Below are 24,084 nucleotides of genomic sequence, written 5' to 3'. Positions count from 1 at the left end.
CAGATGTCCGTTTTACTCCTTTCACGTGGGTGCTGGGTCGGTCGAACGGGCACAAGAAGCACACGAGCGGGACAGTAAGGAAGAAGGGACACCACCAGTGGTCGAAGCAGAACGTATGCGTGTCTCGGTCATCGGGACCGGATACCTCGGTGCCACCACCGCTGCGTGCCTCGCCGAGATGGGTTTCGAGGTCCTCGGCGTCGACGTCGACGAGGCCAAGGTGGAGATGCTGCGCCAAGGCCGCATCCCCTTCTTCGAACCCGGCCTGGACGAGCTGCTCACCGAGAACCTGCCGAGCGGTCGGCTGCGTTTCACCACCTCCTTCGCCGAAGCGGCCGAGTTCGCCGACCTGCACCTCATCTGTGTGGGCACACCGCAGCTCGACGAATCCGGCGCCGCAGACCTGAGTTACGTCAACTCCGCGGTCGACCAGCTCGCCCCGCACCTGCACCGCCCCACCGTGGTCGTGGGCCGCTCCACCGTCCCGGTCGGCACCGCCGCGACCCTGTCCGCCCGCCTGTCCGCGCTCGCGCCGGTCGGCGCGGAGGCCGAGCTCGGCTGGAGCCCGGAGTTCCTGCGCGAGAGCTTCGGCGTCAAGGACACGCTGCACCCCAACCGCATCGTCATCGGCACCGACTCCCCGCGGGTGGAGAAGGCCGTGCGCTCCCTGTGGCAGCAGCAGATCGACGAGGGCGTGCCCTTCCTCGTGACCGACCTGCAGACCGCCGAGCTGGTCAAGGTCTCGGCCAACGCGTTCCTGGCCACGAAGATCTCCTTCATCAACGCCATGGCGGAGGTCTCCGAGGCCGCCGGCGCCGACGTCATGAAACTGGCCGAGGCGCTCTCCCACGACGACCGCATCGGCGGCAAGTTCCTGGGACCGGGCCTGGGCTTCGGCGGCGGATGCCTGCCCAAGGACATCCGTGCGTTCATGGCCCGCGCCGACGAACTGGGCGTGGAGCCCGCACTGTCCTTCCTGCGCGAGGTCGATGCGATCAACCAGCGCCGGCGCGCTCGCACCATCGACATCGCCCGCCAGCTCATCGGCGGCAACTTCGCCGGACGCACCATCACCGTGTTGGGGGCGGCGTTCAAACCCAACTCCGACGACATCCGCGACTCGCCCGCGCTGGACGTGGCCTCCACGATCGCGTCGCTGGGCGCGCACGTGACCGTCTACGACCCGCAGGCGATGGATCGGGCCCGCGAGGAGCACCCGCAGCTCAACTACGCGCCCAGCATGATGGAGGCGGCCCAGGGAGCCGACGTGGTGCTGCTGCTCACCGAGTGGACGGAGTTCCGGGAGGCCAACCCCGAGAAACTGGCCGAGGTGGTCACCCAGCGCAAGATCGTGGACGGGCGAAACGCCCTCGACCCCACGTACTGGCGTTCCTCCGGCTGGACCTACCGGGCGCTGGGCCGCCAGTAGCCACGACCCGCCGGCCAGGGCCGGGCTCCGACCTCCGCGGTCGGGCCCGGCCCTTCGCGCGCCCTCACACGGCAGCGGGTTCGTCCGGATCGGTGTCCGCCGGTTCCCGGCCCGTGCCCGCGGGCAGCCGGCGCAGGGACACGGCGGCGACGAGGGCGACGCACAGCAGGGTGCCGGCTCCGGCCGCCGCAGCGGTGACCACACCCGAGGTGTAGGCGTCGAAGGCGGTGGCCAACAGGGAGGCGGCCTCCTGGGGTGGCAGATGTGCGGCCGTGGACGCGGCACCGGCGACGTTCTCGGCGGCGGCCCGGCCCGCGTCGGGTGCGGCGCCGGTCATCGTGTCGCGGTAGACGGAGGTCGCGACGGTCCCCAGCGCGGCGATACCCAGGGCCGCGCCCAGCTCGGTGCTGGTCTCCGAGACCCCTGCCGCGGCACCGGCGCGCTCGGGCGGGGCGGTGGCCAGGATCAGGGTGTTGGCGAGAGTGGCCACGACACCGATACCCAGGGTCAGGACGGTGTAGCCGCCGATGAAGACCGCGATGTGGGTGTCGGCGCCGACCGCGGCGACGGTACCGAAGCCGGCCGCACCCGTCAGGAGCCCCGCAGGCATGAGGACGGCAGGGCGCACCCGCCCGGCGAGGGCACCCGCGAGGGTGGCGCCGAGGACGGTCCCGAGCACGGTGGGCAACGCGTACAGGGCGGCGAAGAGCGGACTCAACCCGTGCACGACCTGCAGGAACGTGAAGGTGAGCAGGCCGAGCCCGGCGACGGCGAAGGACACCGCGGTGTTGCTCAGTACCGAGGCGCTGAAGGTCGGCCTGGTGAACAGCGAGACGTCCACGAGCGGGGCCCGGGCACGGCGCTGGCGCAGGACGAACAGGATCAGGGCCACGGCACCGACCACGAGCACCACCGCCCCGGTCCCGTCGACGCCGTGTTCGACGAAGCGCTTGGCCGCCTGCACCAGGGCGATGACGGCCACGAGGGAGGCCGCCGCCCCGGGCAGGTCGAAGGCGGCCCGGGCAGTGCCCCGGTACTCCGGCAGCAGGAAGGGCCCCGCGGCCAGGAGCACGGTCATGACCGGCAGGTTGACGAGGAAGACCGAGCCCCACCAGAAGAACTCCAGGAGGGCCCCGCCGATGACGGGCCCGACGACCGCGCCGCCCGCGAAAGCGGCGGTCCACATGCCCACGGCGACGCGGCGCTGGTCCGGGTCGGTGAACATCACGCGGATCAGGGAGAGCGTGGACGGTGCCAGGGTCGCGGCGCCGAAACCGAGCAGGACACGGCCGGCGATGAAGAACTCCGGGGTGGGCGCCGCCGCGAGCAGGGCCGAGGCGGCGCCGAAGGCGAGGGCGCCCACGAGGAGCAGGCGCCGACGGCCGACGCGGTCGCCGAGCGCGCCCATGGTGATGAGCAGTCCGGCCAGGACGAAACCGTAGACGTCCATCATCCACAGCCACTGGGTGGCGGTGGGATCGAGGTCCTCGACGACGGCGGGTGCGGCGACGAAGAGGACCGAGATGTCCATGGAGACGAGTAGGGCCGGAAGGAGCAGGAGCAGGGCGCCGAGCCAGGTACGGGTCCCGGCGCGTTCCTGGTGTCGCGTATCCATGGAATTGATCGTACGTCCGTCAAAATCAGCGGTCAATATGTACGTACGTCCAAGAGTGCTAGAGTTCCGTTCATGAGCCAACGTGAGGACCTGCTCGCCGGCGCGAAGAAGTGCCTGGCGGAGAAGGGCTACGGGAAGACGACCGCGCGGGACATCGCCGCCGCCTCCGGCGCACACCTGGCCTCGATCGGGTACCACTTCGGGTCGAAGGACAAGCTCATGAACACCGCGGTCATCGAGGCGACCGGCGACTGGGGCGACATCTTCGAAAGTGCCCTGCGGGCCTCCCGCTCCGAACGGCCGGACCAGCGCGTGCGCGTCCTGCTCACGACACTCTTCGCGAGCATGCCCGAGCACCACGACCTCATGGTCGCCGGGGTCCAGGCCTTCGGCCAGGCACAGTTCGACGACGACATCGGAGCACCACTGCGCGAAGGACTGCACGAGGCCCGCAGGGAGATGGCGGCCCTGCTCCTCGACCTCTCCCCCGCAGAGGTCGGCGACGCCACAGCCGCCGGCCTGGGCTCGATCCTCTACAACCTCGTCACCGGCTACGTCCTGCAGTACCTCGTCGAACCCGAGGGACTTCCCAGCCCCGACCAGGCCGTCGAAGGGCTGCGCCTGCTCGTGCAGCCCGACCCCGCCTGAGGCCGGACCTCAGTCGGCGGTGTCGCCGAGACGGGTGAAACTCTCCCCGGAACGCATGCGTGCCAGTGCCGTTGCGCAGTAGGGCACCAGGTTCCCGGGAAGGGCCCCGAAGGCCCACCAACGGATCTGCGCATGCTTGTGCGGTTCGCGGTTGTACGGCACACCCGACCACCGGTGGCTCACGAAGAAAGCGTGCTCCCACTCCCCCACGGCACTTCTCTGGTGGACGACGTGGCGCAGGGACAGATCGTCCGACGCGGGCGTGACCCCGAGCTCCTCCCCGCTCTCCCGGAGCGCCGCCGCCACGAGTTCCTCACCGGGTTCGGCCTTGCCGGCGACCCCTGCGTGCCACAGACCGGGGGCGAAGGCCGCCGACGGCCCCCTCAGAGTGAGCAGGACACGGTCTTCCCACAACAGCAGTACGTGGACGCTCATACGCATGTGCCGATCGTGGCACCTTCCGGGCCGTTCGTGTTTGACTACGTTCCGTCATCGTTCGAATACACAGCTCTCGTCGAGAGGGAACCACCGTGAAGCTCTCCACCCGCTCCCCGGCCGTGTGCGCCGCACTCCTGGCGGCCGTCCCGGTCCTGGCCGCGACCGCCCCGGCCCACGGCGACACCGCGCCCGGCAGCATCGAGGACTGCCCCGTCCAAGCTTTCCCGCCCTCTCAGGAGGACCGGGAACGGTACGTGTGCGGCGACCCGCGGTTGGGCCCCCTCGAATTGCCCGAGGAGGGCCCGGTCGCCGAGCTCACCCGCACCTACGAACCCTTCGGCGGGCAGAGCCCGAGGGGATTCCTCCACACCTGGCGCACGGACGGCGACACCTGGGGCTACCCGGACCACGACGGGTTCGTCGTCGAGGACGGCACACCCGTCACAGACACGGTGGATCTGGAGGAGGGCGAGCTCCTCGACCGCTTCGGGTCCCCCTACGGCACGTTCTTGGCACCCGCCGGCGCACCCTTCGAAGAGCGCGCCCTGCCGCCGGACTCCCTCAACACCTGGCCCCAGGGCAACGAGCACAACTACTCCTGCTACGAGGTCACAGCGGATCTCGAGGCGCTCGTCGGCCCCATCGCACCGCACTTCGAGCAGCCCGGCGGCGGCGAACAGGTCCTGGTTCCGGCCGAGGGCCTGCCGGAGGTGGACGCCGCCCCCTACGCACCCGTCGCTGACCTGATCAACGCCGACTACCTGCAGGAACGCTCCGCCGAGGCGTGTGTCGACCACTCTCCGCGGGTGCGGCGCTGACCTCCTCCGACACGTCCCGGGCCCGGGACGTGCGCCCCGGGCCCGCAAGGGTTCAACGGATCAGAACCCGAACCCGGCCGTACGGTCGGCGTCGGCGACCTCACGCCGCAACCGCTCACCCTTGGCGTGGGCCTGCGACTTCAACTCCTCCTGGAACCGGGCCATGCGCTCGGTCAGGTCGGGGTCCCGGGCCGCCAGCATCCGCACGGCCAGGAGACCGGCGTTGCGGGCCGCGCCGACCGCGACCGTGGCCACCGGGACCCCGGCGGGCATCTGCACGATGGACAACAACGAGTCCATCCCGTCCAGGTGCTTGAGCGGGACGGGCACACCGATGACCGGGAGGGTCGTCACCGACGCGAGCATGCCGGGCAGGTGGGCGGCACCGCCGGCCCCGGCGATGATCGCCTCGAGCCCGCGTCCGGCGGCCTCGCTGCCGTAGGAGATCATCTCGTTCGGCATCCGGTGTGCCGAGACGACGTCGGCCTCGAAGGGGACACCGAACTCGCGCAGGGCGTCGGCGGCCTCGCGCATCACCGGCCAGTCGGAGTCCGACCCCATCACGATGCCCACGGTGGGCTGTTTCTCGGTGGTCACTGCTGGTCTCCTCGCAGATAGGCGGCGGCATCGCGGGCACGCTCCAGGAGGTCCTGGTGGTCCTCCCCCATCACGGTGACGTGCCCGATCTTGCGGCCCGGACGCACGTCCTTGCCGTAGAAGTGCACCTTCACCTCGGGATCCTTGGCCATGACGTGCAGGTAGCGGCTGTAGACGTCGGGGTCCTCGCCACCGAGCAGGTTGGCCATCACGGTGAAGGAGGCATTGGTGCGGGGCGAACCCAGCGGAAGGTCCAGGACGGCGCGCAGGTGCTGCTCGAACTGGGACGTGTGCGCACCCTCGATGCTCCAGTGGCCGGAGTTGTGCGGGCGCATCGCGAGCTCGTTGACGAGCACCCCGTCGGCGGTCTCGAACAACTCCACCGCGAGGAGCCCGGTCACCTCGAGGGCATGGGCGATCTCGATGGCCAGCTGTTGGGCACCGGTGGCCTTGTCCTCCGACAGGCCCGGTGCGGGCGCGAGCACCTCGTGGCAGATGCCGGCGCGCTGCACGGTCTCCACGACCGGGTAGACCGCGACCTGGCCGTGCGGGGAACGGGCGACCTGGACGGCGAGCTCACGGGAGAAGGCGACCTTCTCCTCGACCATCAGCGGCACCTCCTCGGCGGCCGCGCGGGCCACGACCTCGTGGGCCTCCTCGGCGCCGTCGACCAGCCACACACCCTTGCCGTCGTAACCCCCGCGTGCGGCCTTGAGCACGACCGGCCAACCGGTCTCCTCGGCGAAGGCGGCCACGTCGTCGAGGGCGGCGACGGCGCGCCACCGGGGGGACGGGGCGCCCAACTCACGCATGCGGGTGCGCATGCGGAGCTTGTCCTGGGCGAAGCGGAGAGCGTCACTGCTCGGACGCAGCAGGCCGCCTGCCCCCTCGACCGCGCGCAGGACGGGTTCGGGCACGTGTTCGTGGTCGAAGGTGACCACGTCGCGGTCCTTGGCGAAGGCCAGGACGTCCTCCGAGCCGCGGTCGTCGCCCAGGGCGACGTCACCGCACACCAGGGCGGCGCTGTCGGACGGGTCGGCCGCCAGGACCGAGAAGTGCACGCCCAGGCCGATACCGGCCTGATGGGTCATGCGGGAGAGTTGGCCACCGCCCACCATGCCGACACGGGGGACGGTGCGGTTACGCTCGCTCACAGTTCCTCAGCTCATGCTCGACGCCGCGGTGACGGGGCGGTTCCGCTCCGGGTGGAACCCGGCCCGAAGGCTCGGAACCCGCGGCCGGGGTCGACAGGGTTCCCCCTCGTTAGAGTCTAGGACGTGCACAGAGGGGAAACCGAAGCGCCCACTGTGCCGAGGGCCGTCGGAACGCCAGGCAGTACCCCTTACGGAACGAGCGGAGGCCGTCCGTGCGTCACTTCCTCGAGAACCACCCCCGGGCGGCGAAGCTGGCGGGAGAGATCGCCCGTTTCGGCTCCGTGGGTGCCGTGGCGTACGTGGTGCAGCTGGGCGTGACCAACCTGCTGTGGGCCCTGACCGGCCTGCCGGTCATGACGGGCCAGGTCATCGGCACCGTCTGTTCCATCGCGGTGGCCTTCGCGGGCAACCGCTTCTGGACCTTCGCCTCTCGCGCGCGGACCGGCTACGGACGCGAGACGGTGCTGTTCCTGGCGATGAACGGTGTCGGCATGCTCGTCCAGCTGGGGTGCCAGGCCTTCTCCCTGTACGTGCTCGGGTTCGACGGCCCCCTCGCGCAGAACATCGCAGGCAACGTCGTAGGTGTCGGTCTCGGCACGCTGTTCCGGTTCTTCTCGTACCGCACGTGGGTCTTCCCCGAGCGGTCGGGACCGGAGCCGTCCCCCGGCCCGGGCGGAACCGGCGACGGCGCTGCGCGGAGGAGCGCGTGAGCCGCCCGCCACGCGGACTCACCCTGGCTCGGATCCTGGCCCCGGCGGCGGCACTGGTGTGCTTCGTACTGCCGTTCTACGGGCTCGCGGGCGCGCATCCGTCTCCGGAGAGCCTGACCGGGTTCGAGGTGCTCGCGCTGGCACCGTCGGGCGCCCCGGTCCCGGGTCCGGGCCCGGTGGCCGTTCTGGTGGTGGCTGCGGCGGCTCTGGCATTCGTGGGCCTGCGTAGACCGTCGATCCTGATGGTGCTCATGGGCCTGTTGGTGACCGTCTCGGCGACCGCGATGGTGGTGCAGCGCCAGAACGCCCTGCAGGCCATGGCCCCGGGACAGAACCTGCCGGGGTACTGGTTGTCGGTGTCGTTGCTGGTGGCCACGGTGTTCGCGTCGCTGGCCGAACTCCTGCACACGGACGTGGGCGGGGAGTTCGGCGGCCAAGACGGTGAGGGGCCGGTCAAGGACTGACCCGGCTCACCCCGTGACGGCGCGCGGAGACCACGACCAGCAGCGTGAACAGACCGGCCTGCACGACGGTGAACACGAACCCGAAGGGGGTACCCGCGCCCGGCGGCAGCCCGGCCCCGACCACGGCGCCGGTCCCGATCTCGTCGATGCGGCCGTCGTAGACGACCAGGGTGTACTGCACGAGGCTGTTGACCAGGTGGAGTCCGACCGCGGCCTCGATACCGCCGGTACGCCAGGTCAACCAGGCCATCGCCACGCCCAGCACGGCGAGGGCGGCGGTGGTCCACACGTTGCCGGGGTGGCCCGCCGCGTACAGACACGCGAACAGGGTTCCGGCCGCGAGGATCGCCGGCCAGGGCGAACGCAGCACACGCGCGGCGGCGCTGGTGCTCTCCCGGGGCACGAGCGACCCGACGAGTTGCATGACCATGCCGCGCAGGGTCACCTCCTCCGCGGCGGCCTGGAAGGGCACGACGAGGAAGATGACCAGCAGCGCCCCCAGGAAGACCCCGGTCCCCGATACCGCGACGGACGAGACCGCCTCGGGCGCGGTACCGGCCACGAGGGTGTCGGAGAGCGCCCAGGACAGCAGCAGACACAGCGCCACGGGCCCGAGGGCCAACACCAGGCAGCGGACCAGCCAGGACCACCGGAGCGTGCCCTCGACCGACATCAGGGAACCGAGGCGGCGCCACTGCACCACGCGCACCAGGAAGAAGACGATCGGCATGAGCAGCGCCGTGGACGCGAGTCCGAAGGCGAGCGTGGCGATGGCACCGATACTCATCGAGTCCGGGGCGAGCCCGCTGCCGCCGATGACCGAGACGATGGTCATCGCCAGAACCACGCCCATCCACAGGACGGACAGCAGGAGGGCGAAGACCAGCAGCGTCAGCGGCGCCATCCACCAGCGCGACCGTGTGGTCCGGGCCAAGGTGTGGTAGGACTCACCGGACGGAACCTCCGCGGGCGCGAAGGCGCTGGTGCGCACCGGCCGCGGGGGTGGCCAAGCCCACACCCCCGAGTCCGTGTCGACCTCAGGATGTCCCCCGGGTGGGGTCAGCCTGCCACCGGGCGGGTCGGCCCAGTCCTGATCCTGCGGATACCGCCCGTCGACCGGCCCCTCGACCCCCTCCGGGGCAGCGGGCCAGGACGAACCAGGCGGTGGCGGCACATTTCCCATCGTGCGCCGAGGCTACTATCCGGCGGTGTATTGCCAGTGTTAAGACCGCGCCGTTACCACCTGCGCACGCAGCGGACCCGCCCCCACGGCCTCGGCCATGTCGGACGTCCCGGACACCCAGGGCGCGGAATAGGGGTATGCGCCGCCCTCGTTGGGAACAATGGTCCGTGCGCGGGCTGTGCACAGACCTGTTCCCCGTCCCGCTGACCTACGATTGGGTACATGTCCTCCACACCATCCACCGAGCAGGTGCACAAGGCCCTGACCACGGTGCAAGACCCGGAGATCCACCGACCCATCACCGACCTGGGCATGGTCAAGAGCGTCGACGTCGCTGACGACGGTGCCGTGCACGTGGGGATCTACCTCACGGTGGCCGGTTGCCCCATGAAGGGGCGAATCGAGAACGATGTGTCCGAGGCCGTGCGCACCGTCGAGGGCGTCCGTCATGTGACGGTCGAGCTCGACGTCATGAGTGACGAACAGCGCAAGGACCTGCAGACCAAGCTGCGTGGCGGCCAGGCGGAGAAGGAGATCCCCTTCGCCAAGCCGAACTCGCTCACCAAGGTCTACGCCGTCGCGTCCGGCAAGGGCGGCGTCGGCAAATCCTCCGTGACCGTGAACCTCGCCGCCGCCATGGCCGCCGAGGGCCACAAGGTCGGCGTGGTCGACGCCGACATCTACGGCCACTCCGTGCCCCGCATGCTCGGTGCGTCGGACTTCCCGACCAAGGTCGAGGACATGATCCTGCCGCCGACGGCGCACGACATCAAGGTCATTTCCGTCGGAATGTTCACGCAGGGCAACCAGCCGGTGGTCTGGCGCGGTCCGATGCTGCACCGGGCGCTCCAGCAGTTCCTGTCCGACGTCTTCTGGGGTGACCTGGACGTCCTGCTCATGGACCTGCCCCCGGGCACAGGCGACATCGCCATCTCCGTCGCCCAGATGCTGCCCAACGCCGAGCTGCTCGTGGTCACCACGCCGCAGCAGGCCGCCGCCGAGGTCGCCGAGCGCGCCGGTGCGATCACCGCACAGACGCACCAGCGCATCGCCGGTGTCATCGAGAACATGTCCTACTTCCTCCCGCCGGAGGGTGGCGAGAAGCTGCACCTCTTCGGTGAGGGCGGCGGTCAGCGCGTCGCCGACGCGCTGTCCAAGACGCTGGGGACCCAGATCCCACTGCTGGGCCAGGTTCCGCTGGATCCTCGCGTGCGCGAGGGCAGCGACGCCGGCGAGCCCTTGGTACTGAGCGAGCCCGACAACGAGGTCAGCAAGATCATCAACGAGATGGCCGGGAATCTGGTCGGCAAGCCCCGCGGACTCGCGGGCATGCAGCTGGGGATCTCCCCGGCAGAGCGCTGACCCGGTCCTCCTTCCTCCATCCGCGACGTGGCGCCCGTGCACACCGAGGAGTGTGCGCGGGCGCCACGTGTACGGGGTGTCATTCCTCCGAGGACCCCAGGGTGACCATGGTCGAGTCGTTGCCGCCGTCGCGTTCGTAACCGACCTCGACCTCCTCGCCGGGCCCGTAGTCGCGCAGCATCGCCATGAGTTCCTGGCCGGAGCTGAGGCGCCGGTCGTCGAACTCCACGAGCACGTCCCCGGCCTCCAGCCCCGCCTCGTCTGCCGGTCCGCCGGCCTGCACCCCGTCGTCGTCGATGACCGCGCCGGCGATGGGGCTCTCGGTGTCCAGGGCGACCCCGAGGTCGGCGTACTCCTCGTCGGACTCCCCGCCGTTCTCGACGAGGGAGGAGACGACCCCCTCGGCGTCGGCCGAGGGCACCGCGAACCCGAGGCCGATGTTGCCCTGGGGTTCACCCGTCATGCCGTTCATCGTGACGATCATGGAGTTCACGCCGATGACCCGGCCCCGGCCGTCGACGAGCGGGCCGCCGGAATTGCCGGGGTTGATCGCGGCGTCGGTCTGGATGGCGTAGAACTGGCTGCCGCCCTCCTCCGAGCCCACCGGCCGGTCCAGGGCACTGATGATGCCCTGGGTGACGGTGCCCGCGAGGCCCAGCGGCGCACCGATGGCGATGACCTCGTCACCGACGATGGCCTGCTCGGAGTCGCCGAACTCCAGCGGCTCGACCTCGTGCGGGTCCTCCAGGTGCAGCACCGCCAGATCGTACTCCGGCTCGGTGCCCACGATGGTGGCCTCGGAGGTGCTTCCGTCGCTGTACTCGATGTGGACGCCCTCCTCCAACGGTTCGGCGACGTGGTGGTTGGTGACGACGTAGCCGCCCTCGATCACGAAGCCGGAACCCGTGGCGGGGATCCGGGGATCGGCGCTCATGATGTGCACGACGCTGGGGCTGACCCGCTGCGCCACACCCGCTGTGGTGCCGGGGTCGCGTTCGGGCGCCTCGGGCGGCGGCTCGTTCATCTGCGGCGATTCACCCTGCTCCTCTTCGGCACCGCCTCCCGCAGGGCCGAGTACGGTCCCGGCGAGACCGCCGGCCCCTCCGGCGATGAGGGCGACCACGAGCATGCCCGACAGCGCCATCCAGGCTGGGATCCCACGGCGCCCGCGGGGCGCTCCCCCGCCCTCGTGCTGTGCCTGGGGGCCGGGGGCGTGGGGTGGCTGCCCACCCGCACCGACCGGGATCTGGGCGGCAGGGACGGCCCCGGGTACGGGCCGGGGGACGACCGGGGGCGTGCCTTGTTGCTGCGGGTCCGGCTCCTGCCGCCCGCCCTGCTGCGGGCCGGGACCCTGGGGTGCTGGCTGTTGCGGCCCCGGCTGCTGGGCGCCGGCCTGCTGCGGATCGGGCTGGTGCCACTGCTGCCGGCCCGAAGCCCCGGCGGGGGGCCGGGGCGACCCGAAGGAGGGCTGGGAACCGGTACCGGAGGGTTGTGGGGGCCCGGGACGCTCGCTCGGGCCCTGGGGCGGGGGCTGGTTCATGGGTTCTCCGCTGCGGGAGGGCATGGCGTGGGGATCGGGGGACCCGGCCCCGGGCGGCCCGTGGGGATCGGAGGGCCCCACGGGCCGCCCGGACTCGTCACCACGGCCGGGATGGCCGTGCTCTGCACTCAAGACCTGCTCCGTTGGTCGCTCTGCGTTCGGGGTCGGCGGGGATGCGCACTCGTTCGCGGCGCTGCGGTCAGAGGGGGCCCATACGGTCCAGGCCCCGTTCGACCCGGGCCCAGAAACCCGACGACCCCTCGGGTGAGGGGAGCGCCGTCACTGCCGAAGTGGCCAGGTCGGCCGGGGCATCGGCCAGGACGGTGAAGACGAACCCGTCCGCCTGCCACATGGTCTGGTACTGACCGGCATCGCCGCCGAAGATGGTGTCATGTCCGGATGAGATGCCCGCTCCCCCCTGTTCGGTTCCGACATATCCGCCGAAGGGGGCCGTGGGGTGATCCGTCTCCAGTTTCCCACGCTGAAGGAAGAGCGAGATCTGGGCGAGCCCGTCGGAGTAGACGGCGTGCACGACCTTGTGTCCTTCGTGCCGTGTGGCGCGGGCGTCGACCAGATGCAGGTCCCAGGTGAGGTGCTCCTGGAGTTCCCAGCCCTCCGAACGCAGGTCCTCGCGGTCCCCCGCTTCCAGGGCCTCACCCCACGGTTGGCCGGTCCAGGCGTGGTCGGGCCATTCGCCCTCGCCCGTCTCCAGGTCGGTCAGGTTCATGGACAGGGCGGCGCCGCCGTCACGGTCGTAGGCGGTCCGCCCCACGAGCAGGTCGTTGTCGGTGTCGACCCAGAAACGGCCGGCGACGGTACCGTCGGCGCGCACCGCCTCCACCAGGCGGGCCGAGCGTCCGCCGAGTTCGGTGCGTCCGGCATCGACCACCCGGTAGGTCTCGCGCAGCACCTCCAGCAGGCGGTCGTCGAGCGACTCCAGGGCCTGGGAGGCCTCGACGACGAAGGGTTCGTCCTCGGACCCGGCCGGTGCGAACACGATCCCTCGGTCGGGGTGGTTGGCCACACGCAGTGAAGCCGACCGCCCCTCGGGACCGGTGACCCGTCGGACGGCGGCGTAGTGTGTCTCCTCCTCGGCCTCGGCGGCGGCACGCAGCACGGGCAGACCGTCGTCCGCGCCCTCGGCGGGCACCTGGTTCGCCTCGGGGTGCACTGCGGAGACCAGCAGCAGCACACACAGGGCGGTGACGGCGAGCAGTGCAGCAGGTGCGGAGCGGCGTGGGCGGGAGGAGGGATCCTCCGTGCTCACCGGCCCGCCTGCTCCGCTCCGGCCTCGGCCCGGGTCTCTTGAGCCTCGGGCGAAGTCTCGACAGGGATGTGACGGCTGGTGACAGCGTGCTCGACGGCGAAGTCCGCGAGCCGCGGCTCGACCACGGGGGTGTCCTCGGCCTCACCTCCGGCCACGAAGGCGGTGCCCAGCAGTGCGGTGACCACGGCCGCCCCGGCCACGGCGTACCTGCCGCCGGGGAAGGGTGTCAGCAGCTGGGCGAGAAACTCCGACCGGCCGCGCTCACCGCGTTCCTCCGCCGCCGTCGGGGGCTCCCCGGGTGCCGCGGTCCCCGGGGTGTTCGCGGCGAGCGGTTCGCCGCCCGGGCCATCCGGGTCGCCGGGAAAACCGCCGAGGGGACGGGAGGACCCCAGAGGGGGACCGGCCCCGAACCCGCCGCCGAGGGGAGGGGCGAAAGGGTTCGGCCCGTCCTGTCCGGAGCGTCCGTCCAAGGAGGACAGGCGCCCCATGAAGTCGAGGTCGGGTTCGGGCTCGCCCAAGCCGTGCAGGCGGCTTTTGAGGCGCCGGGTCATGTCGGCCTCGAAACGGCAGGGCTCGCACTTGGCCAGATGGATGAGCGCGCGCTCGTGCTCGTCGGGTCCGAGCTCACCGTCGACGAGCGCGGACAGACGCTCACCCAGGTGCTCGCTGCTCACGGCGCCTCCCCCTGATTCACGTTCGCCCCGTCCAGATCCTGCTCACGCTCGGCCTGCGCGGCGAGCGACCGCCGGTGCTCCAGGGCGCGGCGCAGCTGCGCACGGCCGCGGTGGATCCTGCTGCGGACGGTCCCGAGCTTGACGCCGAGTGTGGCGGCGATCTCCTCGTAGGAGAGGCCTTCGATGTCGCACAGCACCACGGGTGCGCGGAACTCGGCGGGCAGGGCATCCAGCGCGCCCTGCACGTCGGCGTCGAAGTGCCGGTCGTGGTAGCGCTGGGCGGGTGAGGGCTCACGGCCCTCCAGACGTTCGTCCGCGTTCTCGGCCAGCCCCTCGAACCGGATACGGGCCTTGCGGCGCGCACCGTCGAGGAAAAGGTTGGTCGTGATGCGGTGGAGCCAGCCCTCGAAGGTGCCCGGGGTGTAGTTGGCCAGGGAGCGAAAGACCCGGATGAAGACGTCCTGGGTCAGGTCCTCGGCGTCGTGTTTGTTACCGGTGAGACGGTAGGCCAGCCGATACACGCGCGGGGAGTGGTTTCGGACGACCTCGTCCCAGCTCGGGGGCTCCCATGGCTCGAAGTCCACGGCAGGGCCGGTCTCGGGCACCGCTGCTCCCTTCATCGGGTCGACCCACCCTCAGGAGAGGCTGGTCGGGGGAGTTGGGCATTGGTCGCAATCAACGTACGTTCATTCCGTTCCAACGCTCAGGGACGCCTGATAAGTTCCCGCGGTCACACTCGGAGTTCGCTCCGGTTCAGGCTAGTCTTTTGCCTGGGACGTGACCTGGCGGCCATCTTCATCCTACGGTGAGTGACCTCTTCCTGGTCATCGCCCTGGACCGACACCCGCACCACCACAGTGGGAGGCCGTCATCACCACGCCGGAGGAGAGCACGATCCACATGAGCTGGGCCAGGACCGAGCAGACGAGGTTCGAACAGGACGCCTTGGAGGACCCGGTCCTCGCCGAGGCCCACGAGGCCGGTGTCCGCTCGGGGGCCGCCCCGGTGGACACGGCGGCGGGCTCCGCGCTGCGGTTCCTGGCCGCGGCCACCCGTGCCCATTCGGTCGTGGAGGTCGGGACCGGGTGCGGGACGTCGGGTCTGTGGCTGTTGCGCGGGATGGCGCCGGAAGGGATCCTCACCACGGTCGACGTCAACGGCGCCCACCAGGACTTCGCACGCGGCCTGTTCTCCCGTGCGGGTGCGGGCGCGGGCCGGGCACGACTCATCCGCGGAGCGGCGAGCGAGGTACTGCCCCGGCTCACCGACGGCGGTTACGACCTGGTCCTGATCGACGCGGACGCGGTCTCCTACCCCTTCTACCTGGAGGAGGCACGGCGGTTGCTGCGCCCGAACGGTCTGGTGGTCTTCCACAACGCGATGGCGGCCTCCCCCGAGCCGGACGGCCCTCTGCGCGCACCCGACCCGGGTGAGACAGCGGTGCGCGAGGTGATCCGGATGGTGCGCGAGGACGAGAGCATGGTGGCGCTGTTGCTGCCGGTGGGCCCGGGGCTGCTCGCAGCGATCCGTTCCTGAGCGCTGTTCCCGGCCCCTGACCCGACCCCGTTCCGGTTCCTCCTCCGGGGGCGCCGGCGGTCGGCCCGGGACCGGTAGCCGAAAAACGCGCGGAACAGGGGCCCGGTCCGCTACGTTCGGGCCGGTCCCCGACCGATCCCCGAACGGAAGGCTCCCGATTGAGTGCACAGACGACCCGTGTCCGGCGTGTGGACCCGACCGAGGAGGCCTCGCTGACGGCCTGGTACGAGGTCCTGTGCCGAGCGCTGGACGAAGACGGCGCCGAGGACGCAGAGGAGGCGGTGCTGCCGCTGGAGGACATGCGCGAGGCCCTGAGACCGGACGGCTCCGGCGGGCACGCCCTGGCCTTCGTGGCGCTGGAGGAGGACGGCACGCCCGTGGGCGCGCTGCTCTTGGAGTACGACGAGGAGGCCGAATCCGACACCGTCGAGGTCGACATCGCGGTCCTGCCCCGGGCCCGGCGGCGCGGGCACGGCACCGCGTTGCTGCGGACCGCCGAGACGGTCGGCTCGGACCTGGGCCGCACCACCCAGGTCGTCGAGATCTCCTCCGGGCCGGACCAGGACCTGGCCGCCGGACCCGGCGGCGGTTTCGCCCTCGCCCATGGGTTCGAGGTCGTCGGCGCCGAGGACCTGCACGTCCTGGAGCTGCCGCTGCCGCCGGCCGTCGACGCCCTCCTGCGCGAGCGTGTACGCCCGGGTGAGGGCGAGCCCGAGGTGACCGGCTGGCAGGACGAGTGCCCCGACGACCTGATGGGACCCTGCTCCCGCCTGCGCCAGGCCCTGGGCCACGGCCGGGCCCACGGCGACGAGGACGGCCAGGCGGACGGCGACGACTCACCCGCCGTGGAGGACTACGCCGAACGTGTGCGCCTGGCGGAGGCCCGGCGGGCCGAGGAGGGTGTGCGCTCCCTGGTGTCGGTCGCCCTCGACACCTCGGGAACGGCGGTCGGTCTGAGCGAGCTGGTCCTGTTGCCCGGTTCCGGGGCCGCCGACCAGGCCGGGACACTCGTGTTGCCCGAGCACCGCGGCCGGGGCCTGGGCAGCCGGCTGTGGCTGCGCAACCTCACCGAACTGGCCCGCGCCTTCCCCGAACGGGAGCGTGTGCGTGCCCGGACCGACCCGGAGGACACCGCGGCCCGCGAGACCGCCGCCGACCTCGGGTTCCGTCCGGTCGAGCGGACCTTCGCCCTGGAGCGCACCCTCCAGGGGGCCTGACCCCGACGTGCGGGCGCCCCGCCGACTCGGTACCGGCGGGGCGCCCGGGGACCGTGGTGCTGCTAATCCCCGGCCAGCCAGCGCAGCAGCGTACGCGTGGTGAAGGCGGTCCCGCCCTTGCTGAACAGACCGGACTCCTTCATCGAGCGGCCCGGTCCGGCGATGTCCAGGTGGGCCCAGGGCAGACCGCCGGTGAATTCACGCAGGAACAGGGCGGCGTCGGTGGCCCCGGCCGGACCGAAATCGGTGCCCCTGGTGCCGATGTTGGCCAGGTCGGCCACCCGGGACCGGGTGGTCTCGGTGTACTCCTCGGTCAGCGGCATCCGCCAGAGCGGCTCACCGGAGTCCTTCGATGCCTGTTCCAGATCGGTGGCCAGGCCGTCGTCGGTGCTGTAGAGCGCGCCGATCCCGGTCCCCAGGGCGAGTTTGGCCGCGCCGGTCAGGGTGGCCACGTCCACGATGATGTCGGGCTCGAGCTCGGTGGCGGCGTATCCCATGGCGTCGGCCAGGACCAGGCGTCCCTCGGCGTCGCTGTTGAGGACCTCGACGGTGGTGCCGGTGTAGGTGGTGAGCACGTCGCCGATGCGTGTGGCGTCACCGGAGAAGGAGTTCTCCGCCAGGGCGAGCAGCCCGGTCACCCGCACGTTGCTGCCCACGTCCCGCAGCGCCGAGAGCACGCCCAGGACGATCGCCGAACCGCTCATGTCGGTCTTCATGAGCTTCATGTTGTCGTTCGGCTTCAACGACAGGCCGCCGGTGTCGAACGTGATGCCCTTGCCCACCAGTGCCACGTGCGCCGTCGGGTTCTCGGGGGTGTAGGAGAGCTCGACCAGGCGCGGCGGACACGCGGAGGCCTGGCCGACACCGAGGATGGCGCCGAAACCGGCGTCACGCAGCTCCTCCTCGCCCCAGACCCGCGCGGTCAGCCCGCCGTTGCGGGCGATCTCGCCGGCTTGCTCGGCCATCCACACCGGGGTCTTGGTGCGCGAGGGAGTGTTGATGAGGTCGCGCGCCAGGGCGGTGGCGGCTGCCAGGCGCGTGCCGCGCTCCACGGCTTCCGCGGGAGCGTCGCCGACGAGGTCGATCGCGGGCGCGGGACGCTTGTCCTCTGGGCTCTCACCGGACTTCAGGGTGAAGGTGTAGGAGGCCAGCAGAGCGCCCTCGGCGAAGGCGGTGGCGGCCTCGGGGGACAGTTCCGGCCAGGCCAGCGCCACACGCTGCTTGCCGCGCGCGGCACGCGCGATCGCGGACCCGGCCTTCCGGAGGTCGTCGGGTGTGCCCGATCCGACCCCCAGAAGTGCCAGACGGGCCAGTCCGGCCTCGCGCCGGACCGGGAACTGGGAGAGTTCGCCGGCCCCGCCGGTGAGCTCGTAGTGAGCGATCAGTTCGGTGAGCGGTGCCGGGAGAACCGCGGTGAGACCGCCGTCGACAGCCCCGGAGGGAGAGCCGTCCTCCTTCGTCACGGGCAGGACCAGCAGGTCCGCGGTGGATTCGGTGAGAGTGCCCGGAACCGGGCTGATCTCCGTGGCGAATGGCACAGGCCGCTCACAATCGTTCACTCAGGGTCGGAGGTGTGTACCTCGGGGGTTACGGGGGATGCGGATGCGCCGGGTCAGCCGACGACACCCTGGAGTTCGTCACGGAGCTGGTTGGCTTCGTCGGGCGTGAGCTCCACGACCAGGCGGCCACCACCCTCGAGCGGGACGCGCATGATGATGCCGCGACCCTCCTTGGTGACCTCCATAGGCCCGTCGCTGGTCCTCGGCTTCATGGCCGCCATGCCATTCCCCTTTCTGGTGTTCCTCGCGGGTGGCCGGGCCACTGGGCCGATGCCGATCCGCTGCTGCGTCTCGGCTCCGGAGCCCCGGGCCGGCTACGTGTGCCCACGCCCATGCGACTCAAGGGACGTGAATCACTCTTCGACCATTATCTCGGACGTTGATCCCTGGATGTGCGCCGGACGACGGCCGGATCGCCCCCCACGGACGCCCACCAACGAAGAATCGTCGATCAGTAAGGTTATATCGGCACCGGCCGCAACCGGAGGGGCGGCGGATGCACCGCCCCCTACTCGAGGACCCCGGTGGAGACCATGCGGGTCCCGTCGTCGGTGACGGAGGCCCATTCGCTGTCGAGTCCGCCGCCCTCGTTCGGCCAGACCGTCAACTCGGAGTCGTCGACGCAACGGTCCTGCGGGTCGGAGGTCTCGGTGTAGGCGTAGACCAGCCGGTCGCCGTCGCGGGCGCTGAGTTCGAGCGTGCCCGAACAGCTGAAGGTGGTCCAGGCGGTGCTGCCGCGCTCGGCGTCCTCCTCGATGCGCACCTGGGCGTCCCACTCGGCGACGGGGGTGCCGTCGGTGTCGACCTGCCGCATCTGGCCCGACCAGGAACCCTCGAAAGCGGAGACGGGTGCGTCGTTGTCGCCGGAGGGGGCGGCCGTCTCGTCGAGCACGGAGGCCCAGAGTGCGTAGCCGCCCGCACCGAGCGACAGCAGGAGCACCAGGACCACGGCCGTGATCGTGATCTTGCGGCGGCGTCGGCCGGTGTGCCGGCTCGAGCGCGGCGGCGGCCACAGGGACATCCGGCGCACGGGCGAAGCGGAAGCCTCCGCACCGTGCTCACCGTCGGGGCCCGGTCCGAGCTCGGCTGCTGTGTCCATCCTCGCCATCCTCACCCAAAGGGTCCCCGTCCGCAGGAGGGGCGGGGAGACGCATGTACAGCAAGCGACAATAGAGCACAGTTCCGCGAAGCATCACCCGAGAAGGCCGGGTTGAATGTGATACACGACACATGAGCGTTCTGTCCGAGTGTTGCTCCCGGAACGCCCCTCAGGCGCCGTGGCCTCGGTTTCCGCTGCCCACCGACGTCTCCTGCGCCGCCCGTCCGGCTTCCCCGGAAGTGTCTGTGGTCTCACCCTCGGAGCATGTTTCGCGCGGGGAGGAACGGTCCTCACCGACCGTCGGCCCCGGGTCGCCGGGAACCCGCGTTCCCGCGTCCGGTCCGATGCCCTCCGGGACGTAGGAGGGATCGAGGCGGGACAGGCGCCACTCGAGGTCGGCGATGTGCTCCTCGCGCTCCTTGAGGGTCCCGGTCAGGCGCACCAGGAGTTCGTCGACCGCACGCACGTGGTAACCCCACAGCGACAGGGGGACCATCAGGCGGCCGAGCTCGAAGGACCGCACGGGTCGGTCCTCGGGCAGGTCGAGTGGGGGGAAGTCCGCCTCGTATCGGGCGAGCTGACCGCCCTTGCCGAGTACGACGTAGACGACGCCGACAAGGACGGCGAGCACGGCCGACCCGATGAGGATCATGATGAAGACAGGCACGGGAACGATCGTGCCACAAGCGCCCTTCCCCTGGGGAGGGCGAGAGCGGCCGCACGGGTCAGGAGCTTTGGCCCTGCCCCCGCTCGAGGTCCTTGTGGGTGCGCTGGATGAGCTCCACGACCTCGGCGGGCTCGTCGACCTGCTGCACGAGATCCATGTCCTCCGGGTTGATGAGCCCGTTCTCCAACAGTGCGCCCTCGATCCATTCGCGCAGGCCGCTCCAGAAGTCGGAACCGACCAGCACCACGGGGAAACGGGTCACCTTCCTGGTCTGCACCAGCGTGATCGCCTCGAAGAGTTCGTCGAGGGTGCCGAACCCGCCGGGGAGCACGACGAAAGCCTGCGCGTACTTGACGAACATCGTCTTGCGCACGAAGAAGTAGCGGAAGGTCATCCCCACGTCGACGTAGGGGTTGAGGGATTGCTCGAAGGGCAACTCGATACCGAGGCCGACCGAACGGCCGCCGCCCTCCTGGGCCCCCTTGTTGGCGGCCTCCATCATCCCCGGGCCGCCGCCTGTGATGGTCGCGTACCCGGCCTCGGCGAGCTCGTGGCCCACCTCGACGCCCAGGTTGTAGTAACGCGTGCCCGGCTCGATACGCGCCGAACCGAAGACACTCACCGCCGAGGGCAGTTCCGACAACAGGCCGAAACCCTCCACGAACTCCGACTGGATGCGCAGCACCCGCCACGGGTCGGTGTGCACCCAGTCGGTGGGCCCTCGGCGGTCGAGGAGCCGCTGGTCGGTGGTGGTCGTGGGAATGGCCCGCCCACGGTAGGTCAAGGGGCCCGCTCGGCGAATCTGCTCTTCTTCCGTCATGGGCCAAAGCTATCCGGCTGATCAGGGCCCACACGCGACACATGAGTGAATCCGCTGACAACACAGTTCTTACGAGCACCAGGAACACCACAAGAGCGGCCCCGATCCCGAGCGTGCCTGCCGGGGCGGCTCACGGGCGGGTCAGCCGCGCAGCCAGGCCAGCATCCGCTCTTCGGCGTCGGCGATCTTGGCGGTCTCCGCGTACTCGTCGCGGGTGTGGGCCAGCATGGGGTCGCCGGGACCGTAGTTGACCGCGGGCACACCCAGGCCGGAGAAGAAGGAGACGTCGGTCCAGCCGAGCTTGGCACGGGCCCGGCCCTCCCCCACGGCGTCGACGAAGGCAGCGGCGGAAGGGGCCTCCAGCCCGGGGCGGGCGGGCGCGGCGGCGTCGACGACGGTGACCTCGAACCCGTCGAAGACCTCGCGCAGATGGGCCTCTGCCTCTTCCACCGACAGGTCGGGGGCGAAACGGTAGTTGACCTCGACGGCGCACTCGTCCGGGATGACGTTCCCGGCGACACCGCCCTCGATGAAGACAGCATTGAGGCCCTCGTGGAACTGCAGTCCTTCGACCACCGGTTCCCGCGGGGTGTAGGCGCGCAGCCGGTCGATGATCTCCCCGGCCTTGTGGACGGCGTTCTCACCCATCCAGGAACGGGCACTGTGGGCGCGCTTGCCGTACGCGGCGACCGCGACGCGCATCGTGCCCTGGCAACCGCCCTCGATCATCCCGTCGGTGGGTTCCATGAGGATCGCGAAGTCCCCGGCCAGCCACTCGGGATGGTTGCGCGAGAGCCGCGCCAGACCGTTTCGGGAGGCGTCGACCTCCTCGTTGTCGTAGAAGACGTAGGTGACGTCGTGCACGGGCTCGGTGACCAGCTGGGCCAGGCGGAGCTGCACGGCCACCCCGGCCTTCATGTCGGTGGAACCGCAGCCGTAGATCCGCCCGTCCTCCACGCGGGAGGGCACGTTGTCCACGATCGGAACGGTGTCGATGTGGCCGGCGACGACGATCCGGCGATCACGCCCCAGATCGGTACGGGCCACGACGGCGTCACCGTCCCGGTGCACGGTCAGGTGGTCCAGTTCCCGGAGCCCGGCCTCGACGAGGTCGGCGAGGACCCGCTCGTCACCACTCTCCGAACGCACGTCCACGAGGACGCCGGTGAGGTCCACCGCGTCCGAGGTCAGGTCCAGCATGCTCTCGCCCGCTTTCGATTCAGGTCCGTGTCGTTGCTCTCGCGCCCCACGATAGGACGCCGGGGCGCCCCTCCCCAGTGGGAGGAAGCGCCCCGGAAACGGCGCGGCTCGGCCGCACCGCAGGCGTGTGCCCGGATCAGGCGTTGACGCCGTGCTCGCGCAGAAGGTTGTTCAGGGCGAGCTTGTCGTGCTCCTCACCCTTCTCCAGGCGCTTGAGCACCAGCAGCACCGGCATGCCGAAGTCGCCGCCGGGGAAGCTCTTGTTCCGGTTGGCGGTCACGCAGACCGACCATGCCGGGGCCTCGCCGCGGGGCAGCTCCTCGCCGGTCTCGGCGTCGAAGACACGGGTGGAGGAAGTCAGGATCGTGCCGGCACCGAGCTTGGCGCCGGTGCGCACGCGGGCTCCCTCGACGACCATGCTGCGGGAACCGAGGAACGCGTCGTCCTCGATGATCACGGGCGAGGCCTGCGGAGGCTCGAGGACACCGCCGACACCCACGCCGCCGGACAAGTGGACGTTCTCACCGACCTGGGCGCAGGAACCGACGGTGGCCCAGGTGTCGACCATGGTGCCGGAGCCGACGTAGGCGCCGATGTTGGTGAAGGAGGGCATCAGGACCACGCCGGGGGCGAGGAAGGCGCCCCAGCGGGCGATGGCGCCGGGCACCACACGCACACCGTCGAAGCGGGTCTTCAGCGGCACACGGTCGTGGTGGTAGAAGTCGCCGACCTGCGACTCCTTCATGTCCAGGACCTTGAACCCGAGGAGGATGGAACGCTTGGCGCGCTCGTCGACGACCACCTCGTCGGTGGTGGGGTCGACGAAGGCGACGCGGGCCTTGCCCTCGTCGATCATGTCGATCGCGCCGGTGATGACCTCCCGCGCTTCGGTGTGGTCGGGAGTGAGTTCGGGGCGCTGCTGCCAGAGCTCGTCGATCTGGTCGGGCAGCGGGCTGGTGTACGAGCTGGTCATGTGCCTCACGTTAACGGACTCCGCCGAGTGGCGGGCCCACACCCCGCGCGCGGAAAAGCCCACAACGACCCGGGTTCCCCTCTGCTCACTCCGGGTGCCGACTAGAATGCGGGTGCAGGCGCCGTGTGCGCCGCGCGCGGCCCGCCCGTCCCTTCGTCCGCAGGAGCAGGCCGTGCCCGTTCCTGCTCCCGACCTCTTGGGGCGTACGTGCCCAGTAAGCGCCGCAAAATCTCTGCCTTCGTCAAGATCCTGTTCAGTGTCACGCTCGTGTGCGGCCTGTTGGCCGCCGCGGGTTACTACGTGCTGACCACGGTCGACCCGTTGGAGACGGAGGAGACCGAGCCGGGATGCCGTCTGGACCTGCCGGAGGGCTCCTACGACATACGGGTCTCACAGGCCGCCAACGCCGCGACCGTGGGCGGGGTCGCCTTCAGCCGCGACCTGCCGCCCGAGGCGGTCACGGTGGCCTACGCGACGGTGTGGCAGGAATCGACCTTCCACAACGTGGAGCACGGCGACCGCGACTCCGTGGGCCTGTTCCAGCAGCGCCCGTCGCAGGAGTGGGGTGAGACCGACGAGATCATCGACCCGGTCTTCTCCAGCCGGGGTTTCTACGACACCCTGATGGACGTGGAGGGCTGGCGGGACATGCCGGTGCACGAAGCCGCCCAACAGGTGCAGCGCAGCGCCGACGGTTGGGCCTATGACCAGCACGAACAGCTCTCCGAGGAAATGATGGCGGTCTTCGGGGGCGCCGATGGTCCGGCGGCCACGTGCTGGTTCGACGAGCAGCGCCTGGCCGACCTGCAGGAGACCGGGGCCGACCCCGAGGGTGCGCGCGAGGAGCTGGAGCGGGTGTTCGGCACCGGCCCCGAGGACCTGCCCGCCGACCACGACCCCGCCACCGGGGACCTCGGGTGGGCGATGGCGCTGTGGTCGGTCACGCACGCGGAGGAGTACGGGCTGACCTCGGTCGGCTACGACGGTCACCGGTGGACCGCCACGGACGGGACCGACGGGGCCGAGGCATGGCAGGACACCGGTGAGGACAGCGGTGGACAGCTCGCCCTGAACTGAGGCGGCCCGGCCGGTTCACGCCCGCTCGAGCGCTCCG

At 70.7% G+C, this 24,084-nt stretch carries 25 protein-coding genes; 9 read left to right on the top strand and 16 right to left on the bottom strand.

Features of this window, described 5'->3' with window-relative positions; genetic code table 11:
• Positions 1 to 97: 97 nt before the first annotated feature.
• A complete protein-coding gene (locus tag D473_RS0106210) occupies positions 98 to 1,429 on the top strand; it encodes a UDP-glucose dehydrogenase family protein (protein WP_017608219.1) in 1,332 nt (443 codons plus the stop codon).
• 64 nt (positions 1,430 to 1,493) lie between these two features.
• Here D473_RS0106210 and D473_RS0106205 read toward each other — a convergent pair whose 3' ends face one another.
• Complete coding sequence (locus D473_RS0106205; RefSeq protein ID WP_017608218.1) at positions 1,494 to 3,044, bottom strand: MFS transporter; 1,551 nt, start codon at positions 3,042 to 3,044, stop codon at positions 1,494 to 1,496.
• Between the two features lie 72 nt (positions 3,045 to 3,116).
• Here D473_RS0106205 and D473_RS0106200 point away from each other — a divergent pair, with 72 nt between their 5' ends.
• Complete coding sequence (locus D473_RS0106200) at positions 3,117 to 3,692, top strand: TetR/AcrR family transcriptional regulator (RefSeq protein WP_017608217.1); 576 nt, start codon at positions 3,117 to 3,119, stop codon at positions 3,690 to 3,692.
• A gap of 9 nt (positions 3,693 to 3,701) precedes the next feature.
• Here the strand turns inward: D473_RS0106200 and D473_RS0106195 are convergent, their stop codons facing one another.
• Complete coding sequence (locus tag D473_RS0106195; protein ID WP_017608216.1) at positions 3,702 to 4,133, bottom strand: NUDIX domain-containing protein; 432 nt, start codon at positions 4,131 to 4,133, stop codon at positions 3,702 to 3,704.
• 89 nt (positions 4,134 to 4,222) lie between these two features.
• On the opposite strand from D473_RS0106195, the gene D473_RS0106190 reads away from it, so the two are divergent.
• Positions 4,223 to 4,948, top strand: a complete 726-nt coding sequence (locus D473_RS0106190) for a TNT domain-containing protein (protein WP_017608215.1) — start codon at positions 4,223 to 4,225, stop codon at positions 4,946 to 4,948.
• A gap of 60 nt (positions 4,949 to 5,008) precedes the next feature.
• On the opposite strand, the gene purE is transcribed toward D473_RS0106190, so the two are convergent.
• Positions 5,009 to 5,509, bottom strand: a complete 501-nt coding sequence (purE, locus tag D473_RS0106185) for a 5-(carboxyamino)imidazole ribonucleotide mutase (RefSeq protein WP_193373257.1) — start codon at positions 5,507 to 5,509, stop codon at positions 5,009 to 5,011.
• Between the two features lie 32 nt (positions 5,510 to 5,541).
• On the bottom strand, positions 5,542 to 6,699 hold the full coding sequence (locus D473_RS0106180) for a 5-(carboxyamino)imidazole ribonucleotide synthase (protein ID WP_017608213.1): 1,158 nt from the start codon (positions 6,697 to 6,699) through the stop codon (positions 5,542 to 5,544).
• 212 nt (positions 6,700 to 6,911) lie between these two features.
• Between D473_RS0106180 and D473_RS0106175 the strand changes: the two genes are divergently transcribed.
• Both D473_RS0106175 and D473_RS0106170 read left to right on the top strand, forming a co-directional pair.
• A complete protein-coding gene (locus D473_RS0106175; RefSeq protein ID WP_017608212.1) occupies positions 6,912 to 7,409 on the top strand; it encodes a GtrA family protein in 498 nt (165 codons plus the stop codon).
• Entirely contained in the window at positions 7,406 to 7,873 is a 468-nt protein-coding gene (locus D473_RS0106170; RefSeq protein WP_017608211.1) for a hypothetical protein, read from the top strand. The genes D473_RS0106175 and D473_RS0106170 overlap by 4 nt, the downstream gene beginning before the upstream one ends.
• On the opposite strand, the gene D473_RS0106165 is transcribed toward D473_RS0106170, so the two are convergent.
• On the bottom strand, positions 7,863 to 8,864 hold the full coding sequence (locus D473_RS0106165) for a CPBP family intramembrane glutamic endopeptidase (protein WP_017608210.1): 1,002 nt from the start codon (positions 8,862 to 8,864) through the stop codon (positions 7,863 to 7,865). The two genes, D473_RS0106170 and D473_RS0106165, sit on opposite strands and share 11 nt — an antisense overlap.
• A 414-nt stretch (positions 8,865 to 9,278) precedes the next feature.
• Here D473_RS0106165 and D473_RS0106160 point away from each other — a divergent pair, with 414 nt between their 5' ends.
• A complete protein-coding gene (locus D473_RS0106160) occupies positions 9,279 to 10,418 on the top strand; it encodes an Mrp/NBP35 family ATP-binding protein (RefSeq protein WP_017608209.1) in 1,140 nt (379 codons plus the stop codon).
• A 79-nt stretch (positions 10,419 to 10,497) separates the two neighbouring features.
• On the opposite strand, the gene D473_RS0106155 is transcribed toward D473_RS0106160, so the two are convergent.
• From D473_RS0106155 to sigE, 4 genes are all read right to left on the bottom strand, one after another.
• Positions 10,498 to 12,090, bottom strand: a complete 1,593-nt coding sequence (locus D473_RS0106155; protein ID WP_241474716.1) for a trypsin-like peptidase domain-containing protein — start codon at positions 12,088 to 12,090, stop codon at positions 10,498 to 10,500.
• 67 nt (positions 12,091 to 12,157) lie between these two features.
• Positions 12,158 to 13,225, bottom strand: a complete 1,068-nt coding sequence (locus tag D473_RS0106150; RefSeq protein ID WP_017608207.1) for a LolA-like protein — start codon at positions 13,223 to 13,225, stop codon at positions 12,158 to 12,160.
• Positions 13,222 to 13,899 carry an anti-sigma factor family protein gene (locus tag D473_RS0106145; protein ID WP_017608206.1) on the bottom strand — a complete coding sequence of 226 codons (678 nt, stop codon included), beginning with the start codon at positions 13,897 to 13,899 and terminating at the stop codon, positions 13,222 to 13,224. Before D473_RS0106145 ends, D473_RS0106150 begins: the two co-directional genes overlap by 4 nt.
• Entirely contained in the window at positions 13,896 to 14,519 is a 624-nt protein-coding gene (gene sigE / locus D473_RS0106140) for an RNA polymerase sigma factor SigE (RefSeq protein ID WP_017608205.1), read from the bottom strand. The genes D473_RS0106145 and sigE overlap by 4 nt, the downstream gene beginning before the upstream one ends.
• 280 nt (positions 14,520 to 14,799) lie before the next feature.
• On the opposite strand from sigE, the gene D473_RS0106135 reads away from it, so the two are divergent.
• Both D473_RS0106135 and D473_RS0106130 read left to right on the top strand, forming a co-directional pair.
• The gene (locus D473_RS0106135) at positions 14,800 to 15,435 is read left to right on the top strand and encodes an O-methyltransferase (RefSeq protein WP_017608204.1); all 636 of its coding nucleotides are present in this window, start codon (positions 14,800 to 14,802) and stop codon (positions 15,433 to 15,435) included.
• A gap of 158 nt (positions 15,436 to 15,593) precedes the next feature.
• Positions 15,594 to 16,652 carry a GNAT family N-acetyltransferase gene (locus D473_RS0106130; RefSeq protein WP_017608203.1) on the top strand — a complete coding sequence of 353 codons (1,059 nt, stop codon included), beginning with the start codon at positions 15,594 to 15,596 and terminating at the stop codon, positions 16,650 to 16,652.
• 62 nt (positions 16,653 to 16,714) lie between these two features.
• Here D473_RS0106130 and D473_RS0106125 read toward each other — a convergent pair whose 3' ends face one another.
• The 7 genes from D473_RS0106125 to D473_RS0106095 form a co-directional block, all read right to left on the bottom strand.
• Positions 16,715 to 18,190 carry a leucyl aminopeptidase gene (locus D473_RS0106125; RefSeq protein WP_017608202.1) on the bottom strand — a complete coding sequence of 492 codons (1,476 nt, stop codon included), beginning with the start codon at positions 18,188 to 18,190 and terminating at the stop codon, positions 16,715 to 16,717.
• Between the two features lie 74 nt (positions 18,191 to 18,264).
• Positions 18,265 to 18,432: a DUF3117 domain-containing protein gene (locus tag D473_RS26365; protein ID WP_083917920.1), complete on the bottom strand. Its 168-nt coding sequence runs from the start codon at positions 18,430 to 18,432 to the stop codon at positions 18,265 to 18,267.
• A 287-nt stretch (positions 18,433 to 18,719) separates the two neighbouring features.
• The gene (locus tag D473_RS0106115) at positions 18,720 to 19,310 is read right to left on the bottom strand and encodes a hypothetical protein (protein ID WP_017608200.1); all 591 of its coding nucleotides are present in this window, start codon (positions 19,308 to 19,310) and stop codon (positions 18,720 to 18,722) included.
• A gap of 169 nt (positions 19,311 to 19,479) precedes the next feature.
• Complete coding sequence (locus D473_RS24290; protein ID WP_017608199.1) at positions 19,480 to 19,977, bottom strand: hypothetical protein; 498 nt, start codon at positions 19,975 to 19,977, stop codon at positions 19,480 to 19,482.
• 58 nt (positions 19,978 to 20,035) lie between these two features.
• Positions 20,036 to 20,797 (bottom strand): LOG family protein, encoded by a 762-nt coding sequence (locus D473_RS0106105; protein WP_193373255.1) that lies wholly within the window; start codon positions 20,795 to 20,797, stop codon positions 20,036 to 20,038.
• A 141-nt stretch (positions 20,798 to 20,938) separates the two neighbouring features.
• On the bottom strand, positions 20,939 to 21,997 hold the full coding sequence (gene dapE, locus D473_RS0106100) for a succinyl-diaminopimelate desuccinylase (RefSeq protein ID WP_017608197.1): 1,059 nt from the start codon (positions 21,995 to 21,997) through the stop codon (positions 20,939 to 20,941).
• A gap of 136 nt (positions 21,998 to 22,133) precedes the next feature.
• Positions 22,134 to 22,970: a 2,3,4,5-tetrahydropyridine-2,6-dicarboxylate N-succinyltransferase gene (locus D473_RS0106095; protein ID WP_017608196.1), complete on the bottom strand. Its 837-nt coding sequence runs from the start codon at positions 22,968 to 22,970 to the stop codon at positions 22,134 to 22,136.
• Between the two features lie 207 nt (positions 22,971 to 23,177).
• Here D473_RS0106095 and D473_RS0106090 point away from each other — a divergent pair, with 207 nt between their 5' ends.
• On the top strand, positions 23,178 to 24,047 hold the full coding sequence (locus D473_RS0106090; RefSeq protein ID WP_017608195.1) for a hypothetical protein: 870 nt from the start codon (positions 23,178 to 23,180) through the stop codon (positions 24,045 to 24,047).
• The last annotated feature ends 37 nt before the right edge of the window (positions 24,048 to 24,084 follow it).

The sequence above is a fragment of the Nocardiopsis xinjiangensis YIM 90004 genome (genome assembly GCF_000341145.1).
GTDB classification, from domain to species: domain Bacteria; phylum Actinomycetota; class Actinomycetes; order Streptosporangiales; family Streptosporangiaceae; genus Nocardiopsis; species Nocardiopsis xinjiangensis.
The sequence above is the reverse complement of the archived record's forward strand: the minus strand, read 5'-3'. Positions and strand labels throughout refer to the sequence as shown.